The 21,309-nt window shown below is 56.5% G+C and carries 24 protein-coding genes; 15 read left to right on the top strand and 9 right to left on the bottom strand.

Annotation, left to right across the window (positions count from 1 at the left end):
- Positions 1–27 precede the first annotated feature (27 nt).
- Both F0320_RS05295 and betT read right to left on the bottom strand, forming a co-directional pair.
- On the bottom strand, positions 28–375 hold the full coding sequence (locus F0320_RS05295) for a type II toxin-antitoxin system RelE/ParE family toxin (protein WP_126329040.1): 348 nt from the start codon (positions 373–375) through the stop codon (positions 28–30).
- Positions 376–512: 137 nt separating this feature from the next.
- Positions 513–2,546, bottom strand: a complete 2,034-nt coding sequence (betT, locus tag F0320_RS05290) for a choline BCCT transporter BetT (protein WP_149323812.1) — start codon at positions 2,544–2,546, stop codon at positions 513–515.
- A gap of 128 nt (positions 2,547–2,674) precedes the next feature.
- Here betT and betI point away from each other — a divergent pair, with 128 nt between their 5' ends.
- The 5 genes from betI to F0320_RS05265 all read left to right on the top strand — a co-directional run bounded on the left by betI (position 2,675) and on the right by F0320_RS05265 (position 9,183).
- Positions 2,675–3,262, top strand: coding sequence for a transcriptional regulator BetI (gene betI / locus F0320_RS05285; RefSeq protein WP_024906969.1), 588 nt, complete (start codon positions 2,675–2,677; stop codon positions 3,260–3,262).
- A gap of 13 nt (positions 3,263–3,275) precedes the next feature.
- Positions 3,276–4,748 carry a betaine-aldehyde dehydrogenase gene (gene betB, locus F0320_RS05280; protein WP_126329042.1) on the top strand — a complete coding sequence of 491 codons (1,473 nt, stop codon included), beginning with the start codon at positions 3,276–3,278 and terminating at the stop codon, positions 4,746–4,748.
- A 13-nt stretch (positions 4,749–4,761) separates the two neighbouring features.
- A complete protein-coding gene (gene betA, locus F0320_RS05275; protein ID WP_126329043.1) occupies positions 4,762–6,441 on the top strand; it encodes a choline dehydrogenase in 1,680 nt (559 codons plus the stop codon).
- 273 nt (positions 6,442–6,714) lie between these two features.
- Positions 6,715–7,455 carry an SDR family oxidoreductase gene (locus tag F0320_RS05270; protein WP_126329044.1) on the top strand — a complete coding sequence of 247 codons (741 nt, stop codon included), beginning with the start codon at positions 6,715–6,717 and terminating at the stop codon, positions 7,453–7,455.
- A gap of 33 nt (positions 7,456–7,488) precedes the next feature.
- Positions 7,489–9,183: a thiamine pyrophosphate-binding protein gene (locus tag F0320_RS05265; protein WP_126329045.1), complete on the top strand. Its 1,695-nt coding sequence runs from the start codon at positions 7,489–7,491 to the stop codon at positions 9,181–9,183.
- 33 nt (positions 9,184–9,216) lie between these two features.
- Here F0320_RS05265 and F0320_RS05260 read toward each other — a convergent pair whose 3' ends face one another.
- The 5 genes from F0320_RS05260 to budA form a co-directional block, all read right to left on the bottom strand.
- Entirely contained in the window at positions 9,217–9,915 is a 699-nt protein-coding gene (locus F0320_RS05260) for a GNAT family N-acetyltransferase (RefSeq protein ID WP_126329046.1), read from the bottom strand.
- 108 nt (positions 9,916–10,023) lie between these two features.
- Positions 10,024–10,497, bottom strand: coding sequence for a cold-shock protein (locus tag F0320_RS05255; protein WP_126329047.1), 474 nt, complete (start codon positions 10,495–10,497; stop codon positions 10,024–10,026).
- Between the two features lie 131 nt (positions 10,498–10,628).
- Positions 10,629–11,399, bottom strand: a complete 771-nt coding sequence (locus F0320_RS05250) for a (S)-acetoin forming diacetyl reductase (protein WP_024906954.1) — start codon at positions 11,397–11,399, stop codon at positions 10,629–10,631.
- A 20-nt stretch (positions 11,400–11,419) separates the two neighbouring features.
- Positions 11,420–13,054, bottom strand: coding sequence for an acetolactate synthase AlsS (alsS, locus tag F0320_RS05245; protein ID WP_233443231.1), 1,635 nt, complete (start codon positions 13,052–13,054; stop codon positions 11,420–11,422).
- A gap of 58 nt (positions 13,055–13,112) precedes the next feature.
- Positions 13,113–13,892: an acetolactate decarboxylase gene (gene budA, locus F0320_RS05240; protein WP_047650518.1), complete on the bottom strand. Its 780-nt coding sequence runs from the start codon at positions 13,890–13,892 to the stop codon at positions 13,113–13,115.
- 105 nt (positions 13,893–13,997) lie between these two features.
- On the opposite strand from budA, the gene F0320_RS05235 reads away from it, so the two are divergent.
- Both F0320_RS05235 and F0320_RS05230 read left to right on the top strand, forming a co-directional pair.
- A complete protein-coding gene (locus F0320_RS05235) occupies positions 13,998–14,879 on the top strand; it encodes a LysR family transcriptional regulator (protein WP_038417608.1) in 882 nt (293 codons plus the stop codon).
- A gap of 253 nt (positions 14,880–15,132) precedes the next feature.
- Positions 15,133–15,399 (top strand): hypothetical protein, encoded by a 267-nt coding sequence (locus tag F0320_RS05230; protein ID WP_072015502.1) that lies wholly within the window; start codon positions 15,133–15,135, stop codon positions 15,397–15,399.
- 81 nt (positions 15,400–15,480) lie between these two features.
- On the opposite strand, the gene gstA is transcribed toward F0320_RS05230, so the two are convergent.
- Positions 15,481–16,086, bottom strand: coding sequence for a glutathione transferase GstA (gstA, locus tag F0320_RS05225; protein WP_126329049.1), 606 nt, complete (start codon positions 16,084–16,086; stop codon positions 15,481–15,483).
- Positions 16,087–16,195: 109 nt separating this feature from the next.
- Between gstA and F0320_RS05220 the strand changes: the two genes are divergently transcribed.
- The 3 genes from F0320_RS05220 to F0320_RS05215 all read left to right on the top strand — a co-directional run bounded on the left by F0320_RS05220 (position 16,196) and on the right by F0320_RS05215 (position 17,878).
- Entirely contained in the window at positions 16,196–17,080 is an 885-nt protein-coding gene (locus F0320_RS05220) for a LysR family transcriptional regulator (RefSeq protein WP_126329050.1), read from the top strand.
- Between the two features lie 249 nt (positions 17,081–17,329).
- A complete protein-coding gene (locus F0320_RS21770; protein ID WP_230122858.1) occupies positions 17,330–17,395 on the top strand; it encodes a hypothetical protein in 66 nt (21 codons plus the stop codon).
- A 27-nt stretch (positions 17,396–17,422) separates the two neighbouring features.
- The gene (locus tag F0320_RS05215; protein ID WP_149323813.1) at positions 17,423–17,878 is read left to right on the top strand and encodes a hypothetical protein; all 456 of its coding nucleotides are present in this window, start codon (positions 17,423–17,425) and stop codon (positions 17,876–17,878) included.
- Between the two features lie 163 nt (positions 17,879–18,041).
- On the opposite strand, the gene leuE is transcribed toward F0320_RS05215, so the two are convergent.
- Complete coding sequence (gene leuE, locus F0320_RS05210; protein WP_126329052.1) at positions 18,042–18,686, bottom strand: leucine efflux protein LeuE; 645 nt, start codon at positions 18,684–18,686, stop codon at positions 18,042–18,044.
- Between the two features lie 269 nt (positions 18,687–18,955).
- Between leuE and F0320_RS05205 the strand changes: the two genes are divergently transcribed.
- The 5 genes from F0320_RS05205 (at position 18,956) to F0320_RS05185 (ending at position 21,295) form a co-directional block, all read left to right on the top strand.
- Positions 18,956–19,267 (top strand): type II toxin-antitoxin system HigB family toxin, encoded by a 312-nt coding sequence (locus F0320_RS05205; RefSeq protein WP_047650513.1) that lies wholly within the window; start codon positions 18,956–18,958, stop codon positions 19,265–19,267.
- Positions 19,264–19,683 carry a helix-turn-helix domain-containing protein gene (locus F0320_RS05200; RefSeq protein ID WP_126329053.1) on the top strand — a complete coding sequence of 140 codons (420 nt, stop codon included), beginning with the start codon at positions 19,264–19,266 and terminating at the stop codon, positions 19,681–19,683. Before F0320_RS05205 ends, F0320_RS05200 begins: the two co-directional genes overlap by 4 nt.
- Positions 19,684–19,752: 69 nt before the next feature.
- On the top strand, positions 19,753–20,145 hold the full coding sequence (locus F0320_RS05195; protein ID WP_047650666.1) for an Imm63 family immunity protein: 393 nt from the start codon (positions 19,753–19,755) through the stop codon (positions 20,143–20,145).
- A gap of 129 nt (positions 20,146–20,274) precedes the next feature.
- Complete coding sequence (locus tag F0320_RS05190; protein WP_126329054.1) at positions 20,275–20,868, top strand: hypothetical protein; 594 nt, start codon at positions 20,275–20,277, stop codon at positions 20,866–20,868.
- A 1-nt stretch (position 20,869) separates the two neighbouring features.
- The gene (locus F0320_RS05185; RefSeq protein ID WP_126329055.1) at positions 20,870–21,295 is read left to right on the top strand and encodes a VOC family protein; all 426 of its coding nucleotides are present in this window, start codon (positions 20,870–20,872) and stop codon (positions 21,293–21,295) included.
- Positions 21,296–21,309: the final 14 nt, after the last annotated feature.

Below are 21,309 nucleotides of genomic sequence, written 5' to 3'. Positions count from 1 at the left end.
TTGCCTGATGGAGTACATAGTACACCTTTAATTGATGGAACTGGAAGCGCTATTGATGAGAACAGACGTGAGTTTTTTGAGTTCGGCTTTCTCTACATCGGTCAGGCTGTCCTTCATGCTTTTTGGATAGGCCATAAGGAAAAAAATCACCTCTTCAGTAGCCAGAAAGTATATGACTCTGGCCCCGCCGCTTTTTCCCTTTGAGCCAACAGCCATTCTTATTTTACGTAGCCCGCCTGTATGCTGGATCAAATCGCCTTTATGAGGCCAGGCAATGAGTTCCTTTTGGAGATCCCTTAATTCATCATCCGTAGCAATGCTTTTGAATTGTCGGGTAAAAAGTGATGTTTCGATAAATTCTATCGCGTGGCTCATGCATCATACCTTCCCTGATGCAGCAAAAGCCTCAATGCGTCAGCATCAGACTTTTGCTGCAATATGACTCTTCCATGAGTAATATCGCACTGAATAACTGTATTTATATACAGGTTTATTGTTTTTTAAGAATCCATTTAGATATCAGGGAACATCACGCTATTCCCCGGCGCTTCCCTGTGCAGATGGATAAAGTTCAGGTGCCGTTCATACTGGTCCAGAATGTCCGTAATCACCTGCTCTTTGCTGTAATCCATCAAATCATTCCCCTGGCTTCCTTCCAGCAGGAAGGTCTCCAGCCGGTAGTAGGTCGACTTCCCGCTGCGCGCCCGGTAGGTAAAGCCAGGCACCGAGTACTGTTGCGGCCAGATCTGGTAGACAAAGTTCTGCTCGTCGCCCATGTGTACCAGCAGATCCAGGTGCCCCAGGGTCTCGCCCTCCTCCGGCGGCAGGTTTTTCAGCTCCACGTAGGCGCCACGCAGCTTCAGCTCCTGCGCAACCTCTTCCATTGCCGGGAAGCAGACCGTCTCCATCATCTGTTTGGTGTAGCGCGTGCCCGGGTAATTCATCAGGCGCGAGAGACGTTTCTTCCAGCTCAGCCTGTCCTGCGCGCCCATCGGACGCGGCGCGGTGTCGCGGCTGGCGCTGACGCGGCGGTAGTCTTCCACCTTGAGGGATTTATACAGCCCGACCATCACGAAGAAGATGACGAAGCTGAACGGCAGGCCCATGATCACCGTGGTGTTCTGCAGCGCCGAAATGCCGTTGGTCATCAGCATACCGAGCGTCAGCAGGCCGATGGCGACGGACCAGAAGATGCGCAGCCAGTTCGGCGCATCGCTGTTGATGTCCTTCAGCTTCGAAGTGAAGTTGCCCAGCACCAGCGCGCCGGAATCCGCCGAGGTGACGTAGAACAGCAGGCCGGTGATAGTCGCAACGGAGGCGCTAAAGGTAAACGCCGGGTACTGCGCCAGCAGGCTGTAGAAGCCGCGCTCCGGGTGCGACATCGCTTCCTGCGCGAAAGTCGCGTTGCCGTGGATGATCTCATGCAGCGCGCTGTTGCCGAAAATCGACAGCCACAGCAGGGTAAAGGTGAACGGGATAATCAGCGTGCCCATCACGAACTGGCGGATGGTGCGGCCACGCGAAATACGCGCCAGGAACAGGCCGACAAACGGCGACCACGCCACCCACCACGCCCAGAAGAACAGCGTCCAGTTGTTCATCCACTCCACCGGACGGTCGAAGGCGAAGCTGTTCAGCGTCATGCCCATAAAGCGGTTTACGTAGTCGCCCACGTTGAGCACTAACGCATTGAGCAGGAAAGAGGTATCGCCCATAAACAGCACGAACAGGATCAGGCCCAGCGCCAGCGCCACGTTCAGCTCGGAGAGCACGCGGATGCCTTTATCGACGCCCGACGTCACCGAGATAGTGGCGATAATGACGGAGAGCGCAATCAGCGCCGCTTTCGCCGCCATCGAATCCGGGATATCAAACAGCACGCTCAGCCCGTAGTTGAGCTGCACCACGCCAATCCCGAGCGTCGTCGCGATGCCGAAAATGGTGCCGATCACCGCCGCGATATCGACGCTGTGGCCAATCGGGCCGTTAATCTTTTTACCGAAGATCGGATACAGGGCGGAGCGGATGGTGAGGGGCAAATTATAACGATAGCTAAAGTATCCGAGCGCCATGCCCATCAGGGCGTACATCGACCAGCCCGTCAGGCCGTAGTGGAACAGCGTCCAGACCATCGCCTGGCGCGCGGCCTCCATCGTCTGCCCTGCCCCTTCCGGCGGCTGCATATACTGCGTGACCGGTTCCGCCACGGAGAAGAACATCAGGTCGATGCCGATGCCTGCGGCAAACAGCATCGCGGCCCAGCTCAGCAGGCTGAACTCGGGCTTGGACTGCTCAGGCCCGAGCTTTACCGACCCGAAGCGCGAGCAGGCAATGCAGACCACGAAGACAATATAGAGCGTCGCGGCCAGCAGATAGTACCAGCCGAAGGTCTTCGACACCCAGTTCAGGGTGCGCCCAATCCACTCGGCAGAAAAATCACGAAAGAAGATCGTCGTCAGGGAAAACAACAAAATCAGCCCGGCGGAGGTATAAAAAACGACCGGGTTGATTTTGTCTTTTTCTCTGTCTTGTGAAAGGTCTGTCATCCAGTATCCCCACTGTTTTTGTAACTATTAAAATCCAAATCCGCAACAATTAAGACACATTTTATATTGAACGTCCAATCAAAAACCGCTTTAATGTATAACCAACGCTGATGAATGGAGTGGCAACAATGCCCAAAGTGGGGATGCAGCCGATCCGGCGCAGGCAGCTTATCGACGCCACGCTGGAAGCAATAAATGAAGTGGGAATGCATGACGCGACGATCGCGCAGATCGCCCGTCGGGCGGGCGTTTCCACGGGGATCATCAGTCACTACTTCAAAGACAAAAACGGTCTGCTGGAAGCAACCATGCGCGACATCACTGGCCAGCTGCGCGACGCGGTTTTGAGCCGCTTACGCGCCCTGCCGGACGCCAGCGCGGAGCAGCGCCTGCAGGCAATTGTGGGCGGCAATTTTGATGAAACCCAGACCAGCGGAGCGGCAATGAAGGCCTGGCTGGCCTTCTGGGCGAGCAGCATGCACCAGCCGATGCTCTACCGCCTGCAGCAGGTGAGCAGCCGTCGTTTATTGTCAAACCTGGTGTACGAGTTCCGCCGTGAGCTGCCGCGCGAGCAGGCCGAAGAGGCGGGCTATGGCCTGGCGGCGCTGATCGACGGGCTGTGGCTACGCGCCGCGCTGAGCGGCAAGCCGCTGGATAAGACCCTGGCGCAGTCGCTCACCAGCCACTTCATCAGCCAGCATTTACCGACCGAATAACCGAGGAGAATTTATGTCCCGAATGGCAGAACAGCAGCTTTATATCAATGGTGGTTATACCTCCGCCACCAGCGGTCGCACCTTCGAGACCATCAACCCGGCCAACGGTGAAGTCCTGGCGAGCGTACAGGCCGCCGGGCGCGAAGATGTCGATCGCGCCGTAGAAAGCGCAACGCGCGGGCAAAAAGTCTGGGCGGCGATGACCGCCATGGAGCGCTCGCGCATTCTGCGTCGCGCCGTTGATATCCTGCGCGAGCGCAACGATGAGCTGGCGAAGCTGGAAACCCTCGACACCGGTAAAGCGTATTCCGAAACCTCCACCGTCGATATTGTCACCGGCGCGGACGTGCTGGAGTACTACGCGGGGCTGATCCCGGCGCTGGAAGGCAGCCAGATCCCGCTGCGTGAGACCTCGTTCGTCTACACCCGCCGCGAGCCGCTGGGCGTGGTGGCGGGCATCGGCGCGTGGAACTACCCGATCCAGATCGCCTTGTGGAAATCCGCCCCGGCGCTGGCGGCGGGCAACGCAATGATCTTCAAGCCGAGCGAAGTGACGCCGCTCACCGCCCTGAAGCTTGCGGAGATCTACACCGAAGCGGGCCTGCCGGACGGCGTGTTTAACGTCCTGCCGGGCGTGGGCGCGGAGACCGGCCAGTACCTCACCGAACATCCGGGCATCGCTAAAGTCTCCTTCACCGGCGGCGTCGCCAGCGGCAAGAAGGTGATGGCCAACTCGGCGGCCTCGTCCCTGAAAGAGGTGACGATGGAGCTGGGCGGCAAATCCCCGCTGATTATTTTCGACGACGCGGATCTCGATCTCGCGGCAGACATCGCCATGATGGCGAACTTCTTCAGCTCCGGCCAGGTGTGCACCAACGGCACCCGCGTGTTCGTACCCGCGAAATTCAAGGCCGCGTTTGAGCAGAAAATCGTTGAGCGCGTGGGCCGCATCCGCGCGGGCGATCTGTTCGATGAAAACACCAACTTCGGTCCGATGGTCAGCTTCCCGCATCGCGACAGCGTGCTGCGCTACATCGCTAAAGGCAAAGAGGAAGGCGCGCGCGTGCTGTGCGGCGGCGACGTGCTGAAGGGCGAAGGCTTCGATAACGGCGCGTGGGTGGCCCCGACCGTGTTCACCGACTGCACCGACGAGATGACCATCGTGCGCGAAGAGATCTTCGGCCCGGTGATGTCCATCCTCACCTATGAAAGCGAAGAAGAAGCCATTCGCCGCGCCAACGATACCGACTACGGTCTGGCGGCGGGCATCGTCACTGTCGACCTGAACCGCGCGCACGGCGCCATTCATCAGCTCGAAGCGGGCATCTGCTGGATCAACACCTGGGGTGAATCCGCCGCAGAGATGCCGGTCGGCGGCTACAAACACTCCGGCATTGGCCGCGAGAACGGCGTGATGACGCTGCAGAGCTACACCCAGGTGAAGTCCATCCAGGTTGAGATGGGTAAATTCCAGTCCATATTTTAACCGGGAGGTTTATTTGCAATTTGACTACATCATTATCGGGGCCGGCTCTGCCGGCAACGTACTGGCAACGCGACTGACTGAAGATCCGAACACCACCGTCCTGCTGCTTGAAGCGGGCGGGCCGGACTACCGCTTTGACTTCCGCACCCAGATGCCCGCCGCGCTGGCGTTTCCGCTGCAGGGCAAGCGCTACAACTGGGCGTATGAAACCGAGCCAGAGCCGTACATGAACAACCGCCGCATGGAGTGCGGACGCGGCAAAGGGCTGGGCGGCTCGTCGCTGATCAACGGCATGTGCTACATCCGCGGTAACGCGATGGATCTCGACAACTGGGCCAAAGAATCTGGCCTTGAGCACTGGAGCTACCTCAACTGCCTGCCCTACTACCGCAAGGCGGAGACGCGCGACGTGGGGCCGAACGACTATCACGGCGGCGACGGTCCGGTGAGCGTCACCACTTCGAAACCGGGCGTGAACCCGCTGTTTGAGGCGATGGTGGAGGCGGGCGTGCAGGCGGGCTACCCGCGCACCGACGATCTCAACGGCTATCAGCAGGAGGGCTTCGGCCCGATGGACCGCACGGTCACGCCGCAGGGCCGACGCGCCAGCACCGCGCGCGGCTATCTGGACCAGGCTAAAAAGCGCCCGAACCTGACCATCCGCACCCACGCCATGACCGATCATATTATTTTTGACGGCAAGCGCGCGGTGGGCGTCGAGTGGCTGGAGGGCGAAAGCACCATCCCGTCCAGAGCGACGGCGAATAAAGAGGTGCTGCTGTGCGCAGGCGCGATTGCCTCCCCGCAGATCCTCCAGCGTTCCGGCGTGGGCAACGCGGAGCTGCTGAAGCAGTTCGATATTCCGCTGGTGCACGACCTGCCCGGCGTGGGCGAAAACCTGCAGGATCACCTGGAGATGTACCTCCAGTACGAGTGCAAAGAGCCGGTCTCCCTCTACCCCGCCCTGCAGTGGTGGAACCAGCCGAAGATTGGCGCCGAGTGGCTGTTTGGCGGCACCGGCGTGGGCGCGAGCAACCACTTCGAAGCGGGCGGTTTTATCCGCAGCCGCGAAGAGTTCGAGTGGCCGAACATTCAGTACCACTTCCTGCCGGTAGCGATTAACTACAACGGCTCGAACGCGGTTAAAGAGCACGGCTTCCAGTGCCACGTTGGCTCCATGCGCTCCCCGAGCCGTGGGCACGTGCGGATTAAGTCCCGCGATCCGCACCAGCATCCGGCGATCCTGTTCAACTATATGTCCCACGAGCAGGACTGGCAGGAGTTCCGCGACGCTATCCGCATCACCCGCGAGATCATGCACCAGCCCGCGCTGGACAAATATCGCGGTCGCGAAATCAGCCCGGGCGTCGAATGCCAGACCGACGAGCAGCTGGACGAGTTCGTGCGTAACCACGCGGAAACCGCCTTCCACCCGTGCGGCACCTGCAAAATGGGCTATGACGAGATGGCGGTGGTCGACGGCGAAGGCCGCGTTCACGGGCTGGAAGGGCTGCGCGTGGTGGATGCGTCGATCATGCCGCAGATCATCACCGGCAACCTGAACGCGACCACTATTATGATTGGCGAAAAAATTGCCGACGCGATCCGCGGGCGCGAGCCCCTGGCGAAGAGCACGGCGGCGTATTATGTGGCGAACGGGGCGCCGGTTCGTCAGGCATTACAGAACGTTTAATATTCTGCCCTCTCCGTAAAACGAGAGGGTTTTCAATACATCTCTTCATTACGATAATATTTTTCGATACCTATAAGAAATAAATATTACCCTGCAATTATTTTGTTTATTTAAAAGTCTGTTGACACTGTCCCCGCAATTCAACTAAGTTTAACTGAATATCTTTCCATTAGTAATATACAATATATTCAAACCTGAAATTAAAGAAAGCGTCATTATTCTTTAATTCTCCCCTGCCTTTATTTTTGCATCACTCAACGGCGAGATAAGATCATGAATAATAGTGCAAACAAAGTTGTTGTTATCACCGGTGCCAGCAGCGGTATTGGTGAGGCCATTGCCCTTCATCTGGCAAATAAACCTTTTTCCCTGGTGCTGGTTGCCCGTCGTCTGGAGAGAATTAACGCCCTGGTGGATCGCATTATTCAGCAGGGCGGCCGGGCGATTGCCGTGAAGGCGGACGTGACCCGACAGGACGAGGTTCAGCGCGCGATTGACGCTGCCGTTGCCGCCTACCAGCGCGTGGATGTTCTGATCAACAACGCGGGCTTTATGGCGATTGCCCCCCTCAGCGAGCTGAAAACCGACGAGTGGGACCGGATGATCGATACCAATATTAAAGGCGTGCTGTACGGTATCGCAGCGGCATTCCCTGTATTCCAGCGTCAGAGGAGCGGACATTTTATTAACGTGGCCTCCGTGGCGGGTATCAAGGTCCTTGCCCCTGGCGGCGTGGTGTATAGCGCCACGAAATTCGCCGTCCGCGCCCTGAGTGAAGGCTTACGTCAGGAGGCAGGTAAAACCATCCGCACGACGCTTATTTCCCCCGGTGCCGTCGAAAGCGAACTGCAGTTTGGCAGCTCTGATGCCCCGAGCAAACAGTTCCTGCATGAATTTTATAAGCAGGCTATTCCGGCAGAGTCGATTGCCAGAGCCGTATTATTTGCTATCGAACAGCCTGGCGACGTTGATGTAAATGAAATAATTGTCCGTCCTACGCAGGAAGAATTTTAGCATGAGTTAAATAACGCTGGATGAGGTGTCATTATGATTAAATCATTAACGTTCCTGTCAGATTTAAATATGCGATCGGGTGCCGACATTCTCCTTGAAGTGCTGGAGAGTGAAGGTGTGGAATATATTTTTGGCAACCCCGGCACCACCGAACTTCCGCTCATTGATGCCCTTCTTCGCCATGAAAATATTCACTATATTCTGGCACTCCAGGAGAGCAGCGTGGTCGCCATTGCCGACGGTTACGCGAAAGCCTCCGGCAAGACCGGTTTTATCAATTTGCATACCGCCAGCGGTCTCGGACACGGGATGGGGAATCTCATTAATTCGCGGATCATGAAAACGCCGCTGGTTGTCACCGTCGGGCAACAGGATACCCGGCACTACGTGCGCGACCCGCTCCTGTATGATGACATTGTCTCCATTGGATCGCCGGTGGTGAAATGGGCGCAGGAGGTCACCAGCGCCGATCAGCTCCCGGTGCTGGTGCGTCGCGCATTTCACGCCGCCAGCTATCCTCCGGCCGGCCCGGTTCTGCTTTCGCTTCCGATGAACGTCATGGAAGAGCTCAGCGACGCCGGGATACAAACGGCCTCTAAAGTGAACTACCACACCGTGGCGGGCTCGCTGGACGAACTGGCCGAAGAGTTGAGCCAGGTTACCCCCGGCAGGATCATGATTGTGGCGGGGGATGAAGTTCACTCCAGCGGCTCGACGCAGGAGATTGTCCAGCTTGCTGAAGCGCTAGGCGCCCACGTCTACGGCTCCTCCTGGCCGTTGAATTTGCCCTTCCCCACGCAGCACGCGCTCTGGCGAGGCAATATGCCCACCACCGCAAAGGAAATCGCCAGCGTCGTTAATGCCTACGATGCGGTGTTTATCATCGGCGGCAGAAGCCTGATTACCATTCTGTATAGCGAGGGCGAGGCCATTCCGGAAACCTGCGCGGTGTATCAGCTCTCGGCGGATATGAACGAGCTGGGACGCACCTACGCCACCCGCCTCTCGGTGATGGGGGATATCACGCTCTCCCTGAAGGAACTGTTGCCGAAGCTTGAGCAGCGCCGGGTGGCAAGCAAATTGACGCATCAGCGGCTGCTCAAAGCGGCACGCGCTGAACGTGAAAAAGAGTGGCAACTGCAGGAAGAGCGTCTGGCAGCCGAGCGGCTGCGCCCGGCAATTTCGCCGATGGTCGCGGCCTACGAGGTGATAAAGTCCGTTCCGCCTGGCATAACGATTGTCGACGAGGCGATTGCAACGGCCAGACACGTTCGCCGGTTTATTTCCGACCAGCAGCACCCGCGCTACTACTTTATGCGCGGCGGCGGTCTGGGCTGGGGAATGCCTGCAGCAGTAGGTCACTCGCTGGGGATGGGGCGCGAGCCGGTAGTGTGTCTGGTTGGCGACGGCGCCTCCCTGTACTCGCCGCAGGCGCTCTGGACGGCGGCGCACGAAAATCTGCCCGTCACCTTTATCGTGATGAATAACCTGGAGTACAACATCCTGAAAAACTTCATGAAAGGACAGCCGGGCTACAGTTCAACACAGCTGGGTCGTTTTATCGGGATGGATCTGATTAACCCGCGAATTGATTTCCAGTCGCTGGGCACCGCGATGGGTATCCGCTGCTGCCGGGTGACCCAGGCCGCGGATATCGCCACGGCGGTGATGCAGGGGCTACAGTCCGGAAAAACCAATTTGATTGAAATTGCCATTTCCGCAGATTGATCGACCGTTTCAGATGTACCCTACATAAAACACTTATAACCGAAACAACTCAAGCCGCTTAATCTGCCGCCCTTCCCCGTCAAAATTCTCCGTCGCCAGCCAGGCGCGCAGTTCGGCATCGCGCTGCGGCCACTCGCCGTCAATAATAGAAAGCATATCGCTGTCGCGGTTGCGCCCTTTGCGCACCAGCTTCTGGCGCAGGCGTCCTTCCCAGACAAACCCCAGCCGCTCCGCCGCGCTGCGCGACGCAACGTTCATGGAATCGCACTTCCACTCGACGCGCCGGTAGCCGTGCTCAAACGCATTTTTCAGCAGCAGCCATACCGTTTCGGTGCCCATCCGGGTTCCTTTCATCCTGCGCGACCAGGTCACGTGCCCGATCTCCACCGACCCCAGCAGCCGCTCGTTAGCCATATAGCTCACCAGCCCCACCGCGCGTTCGGTGCGTAAATCAATGACGGCAAACGGCACCAGCTCATCGTCCATAACCTTAGCCACGATCCAGTGGGCGGTGGCTTCCACGCTCGCTGGCTGCGTGCTGGCAAGCCACGTCCAGTCGCTTTCGTCGCCCAGCGCGTAGGCCTCATAGAGATCGGCCGCGTGGCGATCGGCATCCAGCGGCTCCAGGCGGCAATACTGGCCGAACAGCGGCGTGCGGGTTAATACGCGCGCGCCTCTCCAGTCGGGAACGATATCGTTAACGGTTTGACCATGTTGATTGATTTCGGGCACGGCGGTGACTCCCTGAAAGGTAAGGAGTTTGTTATAGCAGGTTAAAAAGCGGGCGAAAAGAGAGGATTTGCAGGCCGGGTAAAGCGGAACCGCCACCCGGCAAAAAGATTACTTCAGCAGCTTCACCGTGGCGTCGATGTCGATCTCATCTTCGGTGAAGATCAGCGTCGTGTTCTGGAAGGTGGTAATCGCCAGCTTCTTCACCGTGCGCATTTCGCCCGGTTTTTTCTCGGATTTCGGCTTGATGCTGTTCATCAGCAGCCCCACCGACAGCACCGCGTTCTCTTTGTCGATTTTGGCATCAACCGGCTCTTCTTCGTTAAACACCACGAAGGATTTGATCGAGGTGAGCTTCACGCGCTCGCCCGCAATAAAGAGATGTTTGCTTTCAGGGATCACCTTCACCGCATAGGCAGAAAGGCCTTTGTTGTTGGTGGTCGGCTCGAAGGTCACCGCGGCATCTTTCTTAATCAGATCGGGATTCGCGACCTTAATCACATGAAAATAGCGGTTGTCACCGTTTTCATCTTTGATAAATCCAAAGCCTTTATCTTTAAACCACGTTGTGATTGTACCGTTCATCGCTGTTACCGCCTGTCAGATCGTAATGACTAAAGTTTTGCAGCGCGCAGTGTAATGCACAATGGATGAGGAGACAAAAAAAAGCCCCTGCACGGGTGCAGGGGAAAACTCATGTCAGAGCTTATTAGAATTTAATTAAACACCATTCCACCATCGATTAAGAGCGACTGGCCGGTCATGTAGTCGGAATCCGGGCCTGCCAGGTATGAAACGCAGGCGGCCACATCTTCCGGCTCGGACAAACGGCCAAGCGTAATGCGTTTGGCAAAGGTTTCGGTCCCGTAGCCGAGCGGTTTACCCGCCGCCTCGGAGACCTGACGGTCGATCTCCGCCCACATCGGCGTTTTGACGATGCCCGGGCAGTAGGCGTTAACGGTGATCCCCAGCGGAGCAAGATCCCGCGCGGCGGTCTGGGTTAAGCCGCGTACCGCGAACTTGCTGGAACTGTAGACCGCCAGCTCCGGGTTGCCGGTGTGGCCCGCCTGGGAGCAGGCGTTGATGATCTTGCCGCCGTGCCCCTCTTTGCGAAACGCGTCAATCGCGGCCTGGATCCCCCAGATCACCCCTTTCACGTTGATGTTGTAGACCTTGTCGACAATGTCCGGCGTGATGGATTCGATGGGGGTGGACGGCGCAATCCCGGCGTTATTCACGATCACGTTAAAGCCGCCAAGCGCGGTGCGCGCTTTCTCCACCGCTGCGAATACCTGTTCGCGGTCAGAGACATCGACCTTCACGGCGACGGCGTTGCCGCCGTTACGGATGATTTCATCGGCGACGGCTCTTGCCGTCTCAACGTTATAGTCGGCGATGGCGACGGCAAAGCCGTCTTTCACCAGGCGAAGCGCGATCGCTTTACCAATCCCCTGGCCTGAGCCGGTTACGAGAGCAACTTTTTGCATTTCTCTGTCCTTATATTGAGTCACAAAATCTGGCTGAGATGGAGCTGGCCCATCAGCAGCGGGTTATCGCTGTAGTCGACGGGAATGGCCACCACGGCAGGGCCATCCACGTCCATCGCAGCACGCAGCGTGGGTTCCAGCGCGTCGGCGCTCTCCACGGCAAAGCCTTTCGCGCCAAAGGCGTCGGCATAGACTTTGAAATCGACCGGGCCGAACTCGACGCCGGAAAGCCGCTGGTATTTTTTCTCTTCCTGAATCGCCACCATGTTGTAGCCGTTATCCACCCAGATGATGTGCAGCACGTTGGCATTGAGGCGCACCGCGGTTTCCAGCTCCATGCTCGACTGCAGGAAGCCGCCGTCACCGGAGACCGAAACCACCTTGCGGCCCGGGTTCACCAGCCACGCGCCAATCGCCCACGGCAGCGCGACGCCCATGGTCTGCTGACCGTTGGAGATCATCACCTGACGCGCCCGGAAGCTGTAGAGGTAGCGGGCGATCCAGATGTGGAAGCTGCCCATATCAACGGTGAGCGTCACGTCGTTATTCACGATGTCCTGCATGGCGCGCACGATGCGCAGCGGGTGCAGGGCAAACTGGTTAAGCGAGGCGCCGCGGCGATCGAGCAAATCCCGCTGGTGCTGGCGATCGACCAGAATTTCGGAGGCACGCTGGCTCAGTTCGAGCTTACGATCGATGCGGTTAGCGAGCAGGTTCAGCGTTTCGGCGATGTCCCCCACCAGCTCCAGATCCGGCACGTAGTTACGCTCTTCATAGGCGGGCAGCACATCGATATGCACCAGCGTCGCGTCGCCGCTGTTCCACATGGACGGCTCGTATTCCACCGGGCTGTAGCCGATGCAGATAATCAGGTCCGCCAGATGCAGCAGCCGGTCGCCCGCCTGGTTATTGAACAGGCCGACGCGTCCGGCGAAGCGGGTGAAGTGCTCCTGGTTCACCGCCCCGGCGGCCTGATAGGTGCTGGTGACCGGAATACGGCTTTTCTCCAGCAGCTTGCGCAGCGCGGCGCTGTTCGCGGGCTGGCTGGCCATCAGGCCGAGTAAAATGACCGGATTTTTGGCGGTTTCGATAAGCTTCGCCACGTCGTTGATGGCCGACTCCGGTGCCGGGCCCATCAGCGCCGGGCCGCTGGCGGGCAAAATCGCCCCCGTCGCGGGCTGGTCGACGATATCCTGCGGCAGGCTGACGAACGCGCCCCCCGGCCTGCCGTGCTCGGCGGCGCGAAACGCGTTCGATACCACCTCGGCAATCGCGTCCGGTGAGCTGACCTCCACGGCGTATTTGGTGACAGGGCTGAACATGGCAACGGTGTCCATGCTCTGGTGCACCAGCTTGGCTTTATCCGCCCGCTTCACCGCCCCGCCCAGCGCCACGACCGGGTCGCCTTCGCTGTTGGCGGTAGCAATGCCGGTGATCAGGTTGGAACAGCCGGGCCCGGAGGTCACCAAAGCTACCCCGGCCTTGCCGGTCAGCCGCCCTACCGCCGCCGCCATAAACGCCGCGTTGGCCTCGTGGCGGACGGGAATAATCTCGATGGAGGAGTCCAGCAGAGAGTCAAAAACTTTGTCGATTTTCGCACCCGGGATCCCGAACACCTGCTTCACGCCCTGCGCTTCCAGCTGGCCGACAACCATATCGGCGCCGTGCGCCCACTGACGTGACTGTTTCTCACTGTTCACGGTAGTTCTCCTGTTAGTTTTCGACGGAACGGATCGCTGCATCAAGATTGCTGGGGTGAAGGTTGGCCCGTAAAAACGCGCTGTCGGCGGGCAGGTCAATCATCAGCTTGTGAATTTCACCGAAGGTGAGCACGCCGCTTTCCAGCTGGTAGTCGAGCAGATGGCCCCCGCCCTGACGGTCGTCCGTGATGAAATGCTCGTGATAGCCGGCCACGTTAATACCCTGCATGTGCTGCGGCGTGCGGAACCCGACCAGCACCCCTTCGCGCTGGTTAAAGCGGAACACCGGCTGGTCGTCCAGCACGTCGGTCATCGCGCGGTACGGCGGCTTCTGGCGCGGCACCGTGCGGGTGTGGGCGTGGCGGAAGTTGCCATCGATGCGCAGCGCGCAGAACAGGTTGTCGGAGGGGATCTGCTGGTCGATGACGTCGTGGATCTGCTGACGGCTGACCGGCGCATCGAAGGTTTTGCGGTACTGCGGCTGGAACCAGGTCATCACCGCAAACGGCGTTTTCTGCTCAGGCTTCGCGGCCCGGGCGCTGCCGTCGGCGCGCAGCTGGTACACCTGGCTGCTGAAGGCAATCATTTCGCCGTCCAGCTCGTTGAAGGTGCCCAGACCAAAATCACCGTGTGCCAGCAGATCGGCGATGGTGGTCTCTCCTTCGTACACGCCGCTTAGCAGGGCGCTCATTAGCGATGTCTGATAGATCACGCTGTCAGGATGCTGGGCGGAGAACCCACGCAGGGTCTCGCACAGGCTGGCCTCACAGTCGCAGGCAGATGAATGCATCATCGTGCTCGTCCTCTTCAACTTTATTTAGAAAGGTTAAATAAATGTTGACCCGATTCAGCAGAGAGTTCCAATATAGAAACCATGCTGGTTTGAGACGTTTTAGATATGGAACTTCGTTATCTGCGGTATTTTGTCGCGGTTGCACGCGAGCGACACTTCACCAGGGCGGCCGAAGCGCTGGGTATTTCACAGCCTCCTTTGAGTCAGCAGATCAAACGGCTCGAAGAGGAAGTCGGCACGCCGCTGTTCAGACGCCTGACGCGGGGCGTGGAGCTGACCGAGGCGGGAGAAGCCTTCTACGAGGACGCCTGCAAAATTCTGGCGCTGAGCGACGCCGCGCTGGAAAAAGCCCGCGGCATCGCGCGCGGGCTGAACGGCAATCTGTCGATTGGCATCACCAGCTCCGACGCTTTTCATCCCAAAATTTTCGCGCTGATCCGCCAGTTTCAGGTGCAGAACATGGCGGTGCAGGTTCACCAGGTGGAAGCCAATATGTCGTCGCTGACGACGATGCTGGCGGAGGGTGAACTGGATATTGCCTTCGTGCGTCTGCCGTGCGAGAGCAGCAAGGCGTTCGAGCTAAAAATCCTCGACCGGGAGCCGATGGTGGTGGCGCTGCATCGCGATCATCCGCTGGCGGCGTGCGATTCGCTGGCGTTAGAGCAGCTTCGGGATACGCCGGTGGTGCTGTTCCCGCAGGAGGTCGCGCCGGGACTGTACGAACGGGTTCACGGCTGCTGCGAGCGGGCCGGAATTGACGTGCAGCACGCGCTGCAGTCGTCGCAGCTTTCCTCCTCCCTGAGCATGGTTTCCGCTGGCGGCGGGTTTGCGCTGGTGCCGAAATCCATGGCGGCCATTTCACCGCCGAATGTGACCTATCATGCGCTGAGCTCGCCGGAGCTTTATACCGATATCGCGCTCTGCTGGCGACGCTTTGAACGCTCGCGGACGGTGAAGCGGTTTTTGATGATGATGAGCGAGGGGTGACGGCGCAGCGCTGCTGGTTTGTAGGCCGGGTAAGGCGTTGCCGCCACCCGGCAAGTCAGCCTTTGTTGTCAAATCACGGGATCCTGGAACGGTAAAGGTCTTACTGATGCACGCTTCGGTACTACGTTTTCCTGGTAATTGTCTGCCGCAAACCATCTGTTACTCTGGCTGCACTCAAGGGATGACAAGGAAGAGAGATGCTGAATCCATGCTGGCAAGATGCCTTGAAATACCCTGAACAATGGAGGTTTTGATGACTACACGAGTTATTGCATTTTTGCTCATACTCGGCGCATTCGCTGTAAATGCTGCCGATGGCGGTAATGGTGGGGATGGCGGAAACGGTTCTGATGGAGGAAACGGTTCGGATGGCACCGTCTCAGCTCCGGGCCGCGCAGGTTGTCCGGGCGGAACAGATCCGGACGCGTCGGGAAAATTTTATCTTCCAGGAACAAAACAGCAATGCAATCCGGGGAAGCAGGATGCCGTGAAAAGCGCCAGGCAATCAGATGCAGAGTGACAGTATGCTAACGCATCCTGGCTCCTCATCCTCATTTGCCTCCTGCTTTAGGCATGAATACCTGCGGCGGAATACGCAGACCTAGTCTTTCGCCTCCGCACGTAATGCCGCCTGCACCGCGGGACGGGCGCTGATTTTTTCCCTGTACGCCACTAGCGCGGGCCAGTCGTTGAGTTCAATTGAGAAGAACGAGCACCATCCCAGCACGGTGAAAAGATAGGCATCCGCCACGCTGAAAGACGCTCCCGTCAGATAAGCGCTTGTGGAGAGCGTTTCCTGAAGAAAATCGAACCACCTGAACAGCTTCTCACGAAAAATCGATTTGGCCTCTTCGGGCAGCTCGCGGTTGAAAAGAGGTGCAGATCCCGCGTGTATTTCGCTGGTGATAAAGTTTAGCCATTCCTGAAGCCGCACTCGCTCCCAGCTGTCTGCTCGTGGTGCCAGCCCACTTTCTGGCTTGATGTCTGCCAGGTACTGCAAAATGGCTGGCCCCTCGGTCAGGATTTTCCCGTCATCCAGCTCAAGCGCTGCGACATAACCTTTAGGGTTGATGGTCAGGAAGTCGCGCCCGTCAGCGGTAAGCTTGCTCCTGTTGTCCACTTTAACCAGTTCAAACTCAATCGCCAGTTCGCGAAGCACGATATGGGGTGAGAGTGAACAGGTGTCCGGGGCGTAATAGAGTTTCATAATCTCTCCGTTAAAGCGTCTGTGTAATTTACATACACTGTGCTTAAAGCCATTCTCACTGTAAAATTAATGATTCATAAAATAACTATTAGCTGAGCTACTGATATTCATGATGAATCTTTTACACTGGCGCTTACTGATTGCAGTGGCCGATGCCAGTAATATTTCGCGTGCCGCTGAAGAGGTTGGCATGACGCAGTCGGGTGCCAGCCAGGCGATCGCTCAGTTAGAGGCCTCATTAGGATTTGCGGTATTCACGCGAGAGCGACGCCACATCGGCATGACTGCCCTGGGCGAGCGGGTTGTCAAAGAAGCAAGGAGTATGCTGGCGCGGCTGGATGCCATCCGTGCACTGGCGGATGAGAGCCGGGGGCTGAGCGGCGGGCGTATTCGTCTTGCCAGTTTTCCTTCGGTGACATCCACATTTTTACCCGGACTGCTGCGCGACTTTAAGCGCCTGCATCCTGAAATCGAGGTGGTCGTACTGGAAGGTACGGACCAGGAGGTCGAAGAGTGGCTGGCGGCAGATACGGTTGATCTGGGCGTGGTCATGAACCCTGTTCCCGGGCGTGCTGAAGCGATCTTAGGGCAGGATGCGTGGGTCGCGGTGCTGCCAGCCAGTCACCGTCAGGCTCGCTATGCGCGTTTGCGGGGCATCCCCCTTGAGGAACTGGCAGACCAGCCCTTCGTGCTCGCAACGGGCGGTTGTGCCGTCAATGGAAAAAGCCTGATGGAACAGGCTGGCTTGCAGCTGTCTGACGTGCGGGTGACCGTCCGCGACTGGATCAGCGCCTGCCTGCTGGTGCGCGAAGGCATGGGCGTCGCGCTGATACCTGAATCCGCTCTGCCGGATGAATTACGCGGCTTGTGCGTCGTGCCCGTAGCACCTTCGCTGTGCCGGGAGTTTGGGCTGGTTTGTTCGCAGGCGGGCAAATCCTCCCGCGCGACGCAGGCGTTATTAGAAGGGTTGCTCAAAATGAAAAGGTCTGCGTGAAGGAGTAGCCGCCACCCGGCAGTGCCCTTCTGGAAGCCGCCTCGCAAACTTTCAAGCAACCTTATGTAATTCAGGGTTATTCCTTTCCTTCCATTTTTCGCCGCCGTAAAGTGCCTGCGTTGCGGCACATCCGTAACCGGGCGTAGGAACCCGTTAGCATAAAGCGATATTTTTTGTCGCGACAGCGCATATCCCGTTAGAATCACGGTGGCGCTGGCGGAGCAGCCGAAAGGCTGGCCGTTTTTCTTTATGCACGGCATTCCTACCTCCGTCAGCGCTACCCCCTCTGAGCGTAGGAACTCATCGGGCGGTTAATATTTTTTTGCATAAAGAGGATGCCTTATGGCTACTATCCCTGGATTTTCTTACGCGCTTACTGAAGAAAGCGCTGTTTATCACCTTATCCACCTGCAACTTCCCGATTCTGCGAATCTCTTCGAACTGGCTGACGCCTGCACTGCGTATGTAAGCGTGCTGGTGGAAACTGACGACGCGGTGACGTTTGCCACGCTCTGTACGCGATTGCTGGCTGCGCTGAAGCGACTGCGGGAGTGCTGCGATGCCGAGCTGCCTTCGCATCTGGTTGAACAACTGATTGCGGGGGAAAAGATTGCTTCCTGCGTGCCCGACTGCTGGCAAGAGACGACGTTGCAGGTGGACTATGCCGTAGCGTTAACGTTGGCAGTGATGGGCGGGACGTTGCCTGCGAGCGTGGCGAAAGAACTCACCGGGCTGCTGCATGATATGGTCTGGTTATTGGCGGAGTTTGTGAAGGAGCCTTATATCCAGGCGCACTGAGGCGGGTGACTGAAGGCCGGAATTCTGCGAGGTAAGAAGCAGGATTTCGGCCTTACTCAAAGTACAGAGTTGTTTGTGGAATGTCCGTTAAGAGCGAATAGCAGACGGCCTATCCATCAAAAGAACATAAAAAAAACCGCCTCACGGCGGTTAAGCTATCAAGTCAAGAAGTTGCGCTTGCGAGACGTGCTGCAAATCCAATGAAGAACATCCCTACCAGCGCATTTCCTATGGCAGATAACCTACGGTTGCCTTTAAGACGGCTGAGCAGATAAGAGCCGCAGAAAACGAGAAAGCCGAAATAAACGAAAGTAATTGCGAACATTACTGCTGCCAGAATGATAAAAGCCATCCAGGAGTGTTCAGCCTGAACATTAATGAACTGGGCGAAGAAAGAGATATAGAACAGCAGCGTCTTTGGATTCAATAGCGTAACCAACATTCCGCGTCCGATGATCCCCCCGGCATCAGCTGAAGCTTTCTTTTCCTCACTCGTTTCGACAGCTGGCTTGAAGATAGCGCGTATTGTCTGGACACCGAGATAGAAAAGATAAGCAGCGCCTGCGTACTTGATGGCGTTAAACAAGGCAGGAGTTGAGCTTATGACCGCCGCCAGCCCACACCATGCCAGCAGAACCAGAATAACGTCGCTCAGCAGAATGGAAAATATTGCAGCAAAGCCCCGCTTGATGCCGCTGGTAATGCTCGTTTTAATCACGAACATGGTTTCAGGGCCAGGTACAAGGACTATCAGCGTTGCACCAAGCAGGTACGTCCAGAAATTCACGACACCAAAATCAGCAAACATTTTCACTCCGGTTCTCTCGTTTTCAACGAAGCTATTCTAATGTAACCAGCGTAGATGAAAACACATCACGGCAACTTTCCTGGTAAGCCAATGTCTGCTGTTGGCACAAAGCGGACATTTTTTTCACAGCCACCTCATACAGTGTTCACACTAATTAAATGACCGCCATCATCACGAGCATATGAACACTGTACTCCATCAAAGTTTCCACATTGTCAACCCACCAACCGTCACCCATAATGTTTCCAGTCTGGAAACAAGGGGCAAGGATGCACGTAGTCTCAAGAGCACCTTTCGACGCAGCCACCAGACAATTTCCTAATCAAGCACTCGCCCTGGACGATCTTTACCGGGTACTAAAAAAGGAGCATTACCTGTCACCAGACGACATGCGAAAGCGCTTCCCCAGCCTGGACAGGATGAAGTACCGGGAGAAATGGTGGGTCATTAATGTGGGTGGCGGGCATTTAAGAGTGATGTTTTTTACTGATTTTGAGCGAGGAACAATTTTCATCAAACACATCAGCACTCACGCAGAGTATGACAAGCTCACGGACCTCTACCGGAGAATGAAAGAATGAATTATGCAGCAGCCATCAAAGCGGCAAACGACCTGACAAACGCGCTCCCTTTCCTGGGCTCAAGCCCGTCGCGAGAAGATTACGAAGATGCGCTGGCGCTGGTGGAGTATCTGATCGAACATGAACCCGATAGCCCGCTGGTAGAGATGCTCACCACCAAAATCGATAAATACGAAAACGAGTCTCCGGAGTTTGCGGAATTTAACGCGCGTGTTGCCAGCATTCCGTCAGGCGTTGCGTTATTGCGAACGCTGATAGATCAGTACCAACTCACTCAGAGCGACTTCGAGAACGAAATTGGCAAGAAGTCTCTGGTGAGTCGAATCCTCAACGGACAGCGCACGTTAACGCTGGATCATATGCGTGCGCTGGCGAAACGTTTTGGTTTGCCGGTGAGTGCGTTTGTGGGGAAGTGATCGAGAGCAGGCGCTTTGTAACCAATCCGCGGTAATGAGTCGTTTACATACAAAAACAAAGAGCTGTTTATGAAAACCATTGAAGAACTACGAAACGAGCTTCTAAAAATAGGTGAGCAGTTAGGCGGAGGGACAAGGCCAAACCATTACTTCTTTATCCCTGACCAACCCGATGGGGTTGCAACTCCCTATCTTGAAATTCATGGCAAAGAATATCATTTTATCGTCAGTGAAAGAGGCCTTGAGATACAGCGAAAAGTAACGCTCAGTGACGATGAAATTCTGTATTGGTTTGTGGAGAGTGCCGTGGCGGGGATGGCCTCAACCTATGCAGCAAGCCATTCTTCTGAACGAGAATTTAGAGAGGTTTACTTCAGAAGACAATACAGTTTAATGCTCTCTATCAAACCTGAATGGGCAACAAGAAAGCGCAAAGAAATCGCTGAGCTTCTCCATTCGTGAATAAGCGAACGTTATTAACCCAACCGGCTCGTTTCATTTACTTCCCTGTTCCCCTCTCTTTTCCTGATAATTGCCTGCGACACACCATCTGTTACTCTGGCAGGACGCAAGGGAAGACAAGGAAGAGAGATGCTAAACCCTGGATTCGTTACCCGCAAAGCGCTTGCTCAGTGGCAGGATGTTCCCGCTTTTCTCCCCCAGTTCCAGTTTCATGAGAAACACCTAACGGTCATTCACACTAGCCGCCCTGAAAATATTCTGCCAATGATTGCCAGCTTTGACGTCCGGCAAGATGCCGTGATTCGGCGGTTAATGTCATTGCGTCAAATACCGCAAAAATTTCTGCGCAACCAGAAGGCACAGTCGATCGGCAACTTTGGTTTGCACAGTTTTACCCTTTTGAAAAATTCAGCATCAGAAATCTGTTACGGCTTAAGAGGACAATTCTGGCGTTCCGATTTTGGTCTGGAAAACGTGCCGGATGCCAGCGCTTTTCAGACCCCAGCCGCGCCCGGCAGCGCGAAACTGTTGCTGCGCTACACGGTAACGGAGCTGGCACCCGGCAAGCATGAACTCTCTACGGAAACATTCATCTCTTGTCCGGACAGACGCACTCGGCTAAAAATGTCGGCTTACTGGCTGGTAATACGGGCGGGAAGCGGCTGGATCCGTAAAAGGACGCTGAAGGCTGTTAAATCGAATATTGAAGGACGGGAGTCATAAGATGCTGGCTTATATCACTATAGGTACAAACGACTTTCAGCGCTCCGTGAATTTTTATGACGCTGTTTTTAACGTTCTCGGCTACTCGCGTCTGCCGGCGTGGACTGAAAGCTGGGCAATGTGGGGAGATGAAAATAATCCCGGCGAGGGGTTCAGCTTCTGTATTTGCCCTCCTTTTGACCAGCAGCCCGCGACGGCGGGAAACGGGACAATGTTCGCATTCAGTGCAGATAACGCGGATCTTGTCAGACGGTTCCACGCAGCTGGCCTCCTTGCGGGTGGAACGAATGAAGGCGAGCCTGGTACGCGAAGCGCTTACGGCCCCGACTTTTATGTTGCCTATCTGCGCGATCCTGACGGGCATAAGCTCGCATGCGTTTATCAGCATTACTCTCCTGAAGCCGATAAGTTTGTAGGCGAGGAATAGTCGCTTCAATCCTT

This window comes from Enterobacter dykesii, assembly GCF_008364625.2.
GTDB lineage: Bacteria > Pseudomonadota > Gammaproteobacteria > Enterobacterales > Enterobacteriaceae > Enterobacter > Enterobacter dykesii.
Note: the sequence above shows the minus strand (reverse complement) of the source record. Positions and strands in the feature narration are given on the sequence as shown.

Coding starts and splice junctions, on each gene's coding strand:
- F0320_RS05265 (WP_126329045.1), top strand. CDS start 7,489: ATGATTAAATCATTAACGTTCCTGTCAGATTTAAATATGCGATCGGGT.
- F0320_RS05230 (WP_072015502.1), top strand. CDS start 15,133: ATGACTACACGAGTTATTGCATTTTTGCTCATACTCGGCGCATTCGCT.
- F0320_RS05270 (WP_126329044.1), top strand. CDS start 6,715: ATGAATAATAGTGCAAACAAAGTTGTTGTTATCACCGGTGCCAGCAGC.
- alsS (WP_233443231.1), bottom strand. CDS start 13,054: ATGGTTGTCGGCCAGCTGGAAGCGCAGGGCGTGAAGCAGGTGTTCGGG.
- F0320_RS05220 (WP_126329050.1), top strand. CDS start 16,196: ATGATGAATCTTTTACACTGGCGCTTACTGATTGCAGTGGCCGATGCC.
- F0320_RS05235 (WP_038417608.1), top strand. CDS start 13,998: ATGGAACTTCGTTATCTGCGGTATTTTGTCGCGGTTGCACGCGAGCGA.
- F0320_RS05215 (WP_149323813.1), top strand. CDS start 17,423: ATGGCTACTATCCCTGGATTTTCTTACGCGCTTACTGAAGAAAGCGCT.
- budA (WP_047650518.1), bottom strand. CDS start 13,892: ATGATGCATTCATCTGCCTGCGACTGTGAGGCCAGCCTGTGCGAGACC.
- F0320_RS05205 (WP_047650513.1), top strand. CDS start 18,956: ATGCACGTAGTCTCAAGAGCACCTTTCGACGCAGCCACCAGACAATTT.
- F0320_RS05250 (WP_024906954.1), bottom strand. CDS start 11,399: ATGCAAAAAGTTGCTCTCGTAACCGGCTCAGGCCAGGGGATTGGTAAA.
- F0320_RS05200 (WP_126329053.1), top strand. CDS start 19,264: ATGAATTATGCAGCAGCCATCAAAGCGGCAAACGACCTGACAAACGCG.
- F0320_RS05255 (WP_126329047.1), bottom strand. CDS start 10,497: ATGAACGGTACAATCACAACGTGGTTTAAAGATAAAGGCTTTGGATTT.
- gstA (WP_126329049.1), bottom strand. CDS start 16,086: ATGAAACTCTATTACGCCCCGGACACCTGTTCACTCTCACCCCATATC.
- F0320_RS05195 (WP_047650666.1), top strand. CDS start 19,753: ATGAAAACCATTGAAGAACTACGAAACGAGCTTCTAAAAATAGGTGAG.
- betB (WP_126329042.1), top strand. CDS start 3,276: ATGTCCCGAATGGCAGAACAGCAGCTTTATATCAATGGTGGTTATACC.
- betI (WP_024906969.1), top strand. CDS start 2,675: ATGCCCAAAGTGGGGATGCAGCCGATCCGGCGCAGGCAGCTTATCGAC.
- F0320_RS05190 (WP_126329054.1), top strand. CDS start 20,275: ATGCTAAACCCTGGATTCGTTACCCGCAAAGCGCTTGCTCAGTGGCAG.
- F0320_RS05185 (WP_126329055.1), top strand. CDS start 20,870: ATGCTGGCTTATATCACTATAGGTACAAACGACTTTCAGCGCTCCGTG.
- leuE (WP_126329052.1), bottom strand. CDS start 18,686: ATGTTTGCTGATTTTGGTGTCGTGAATTTCTGGACGTACCTGCTTGGT.
- betT (WP_149323812.1), bottom strand. CDS start 2,546: ATGACAGACCTTTCACAAGACAGAGAAAAAGACAAAATCAACCCGGTC.
- F0320_RS05295 (WP_126329040.1), bottom strand. CDS start 375: ATGAGCCACGCGATAGAATTTATCGAAACATCACTTTTTACCCGACAA.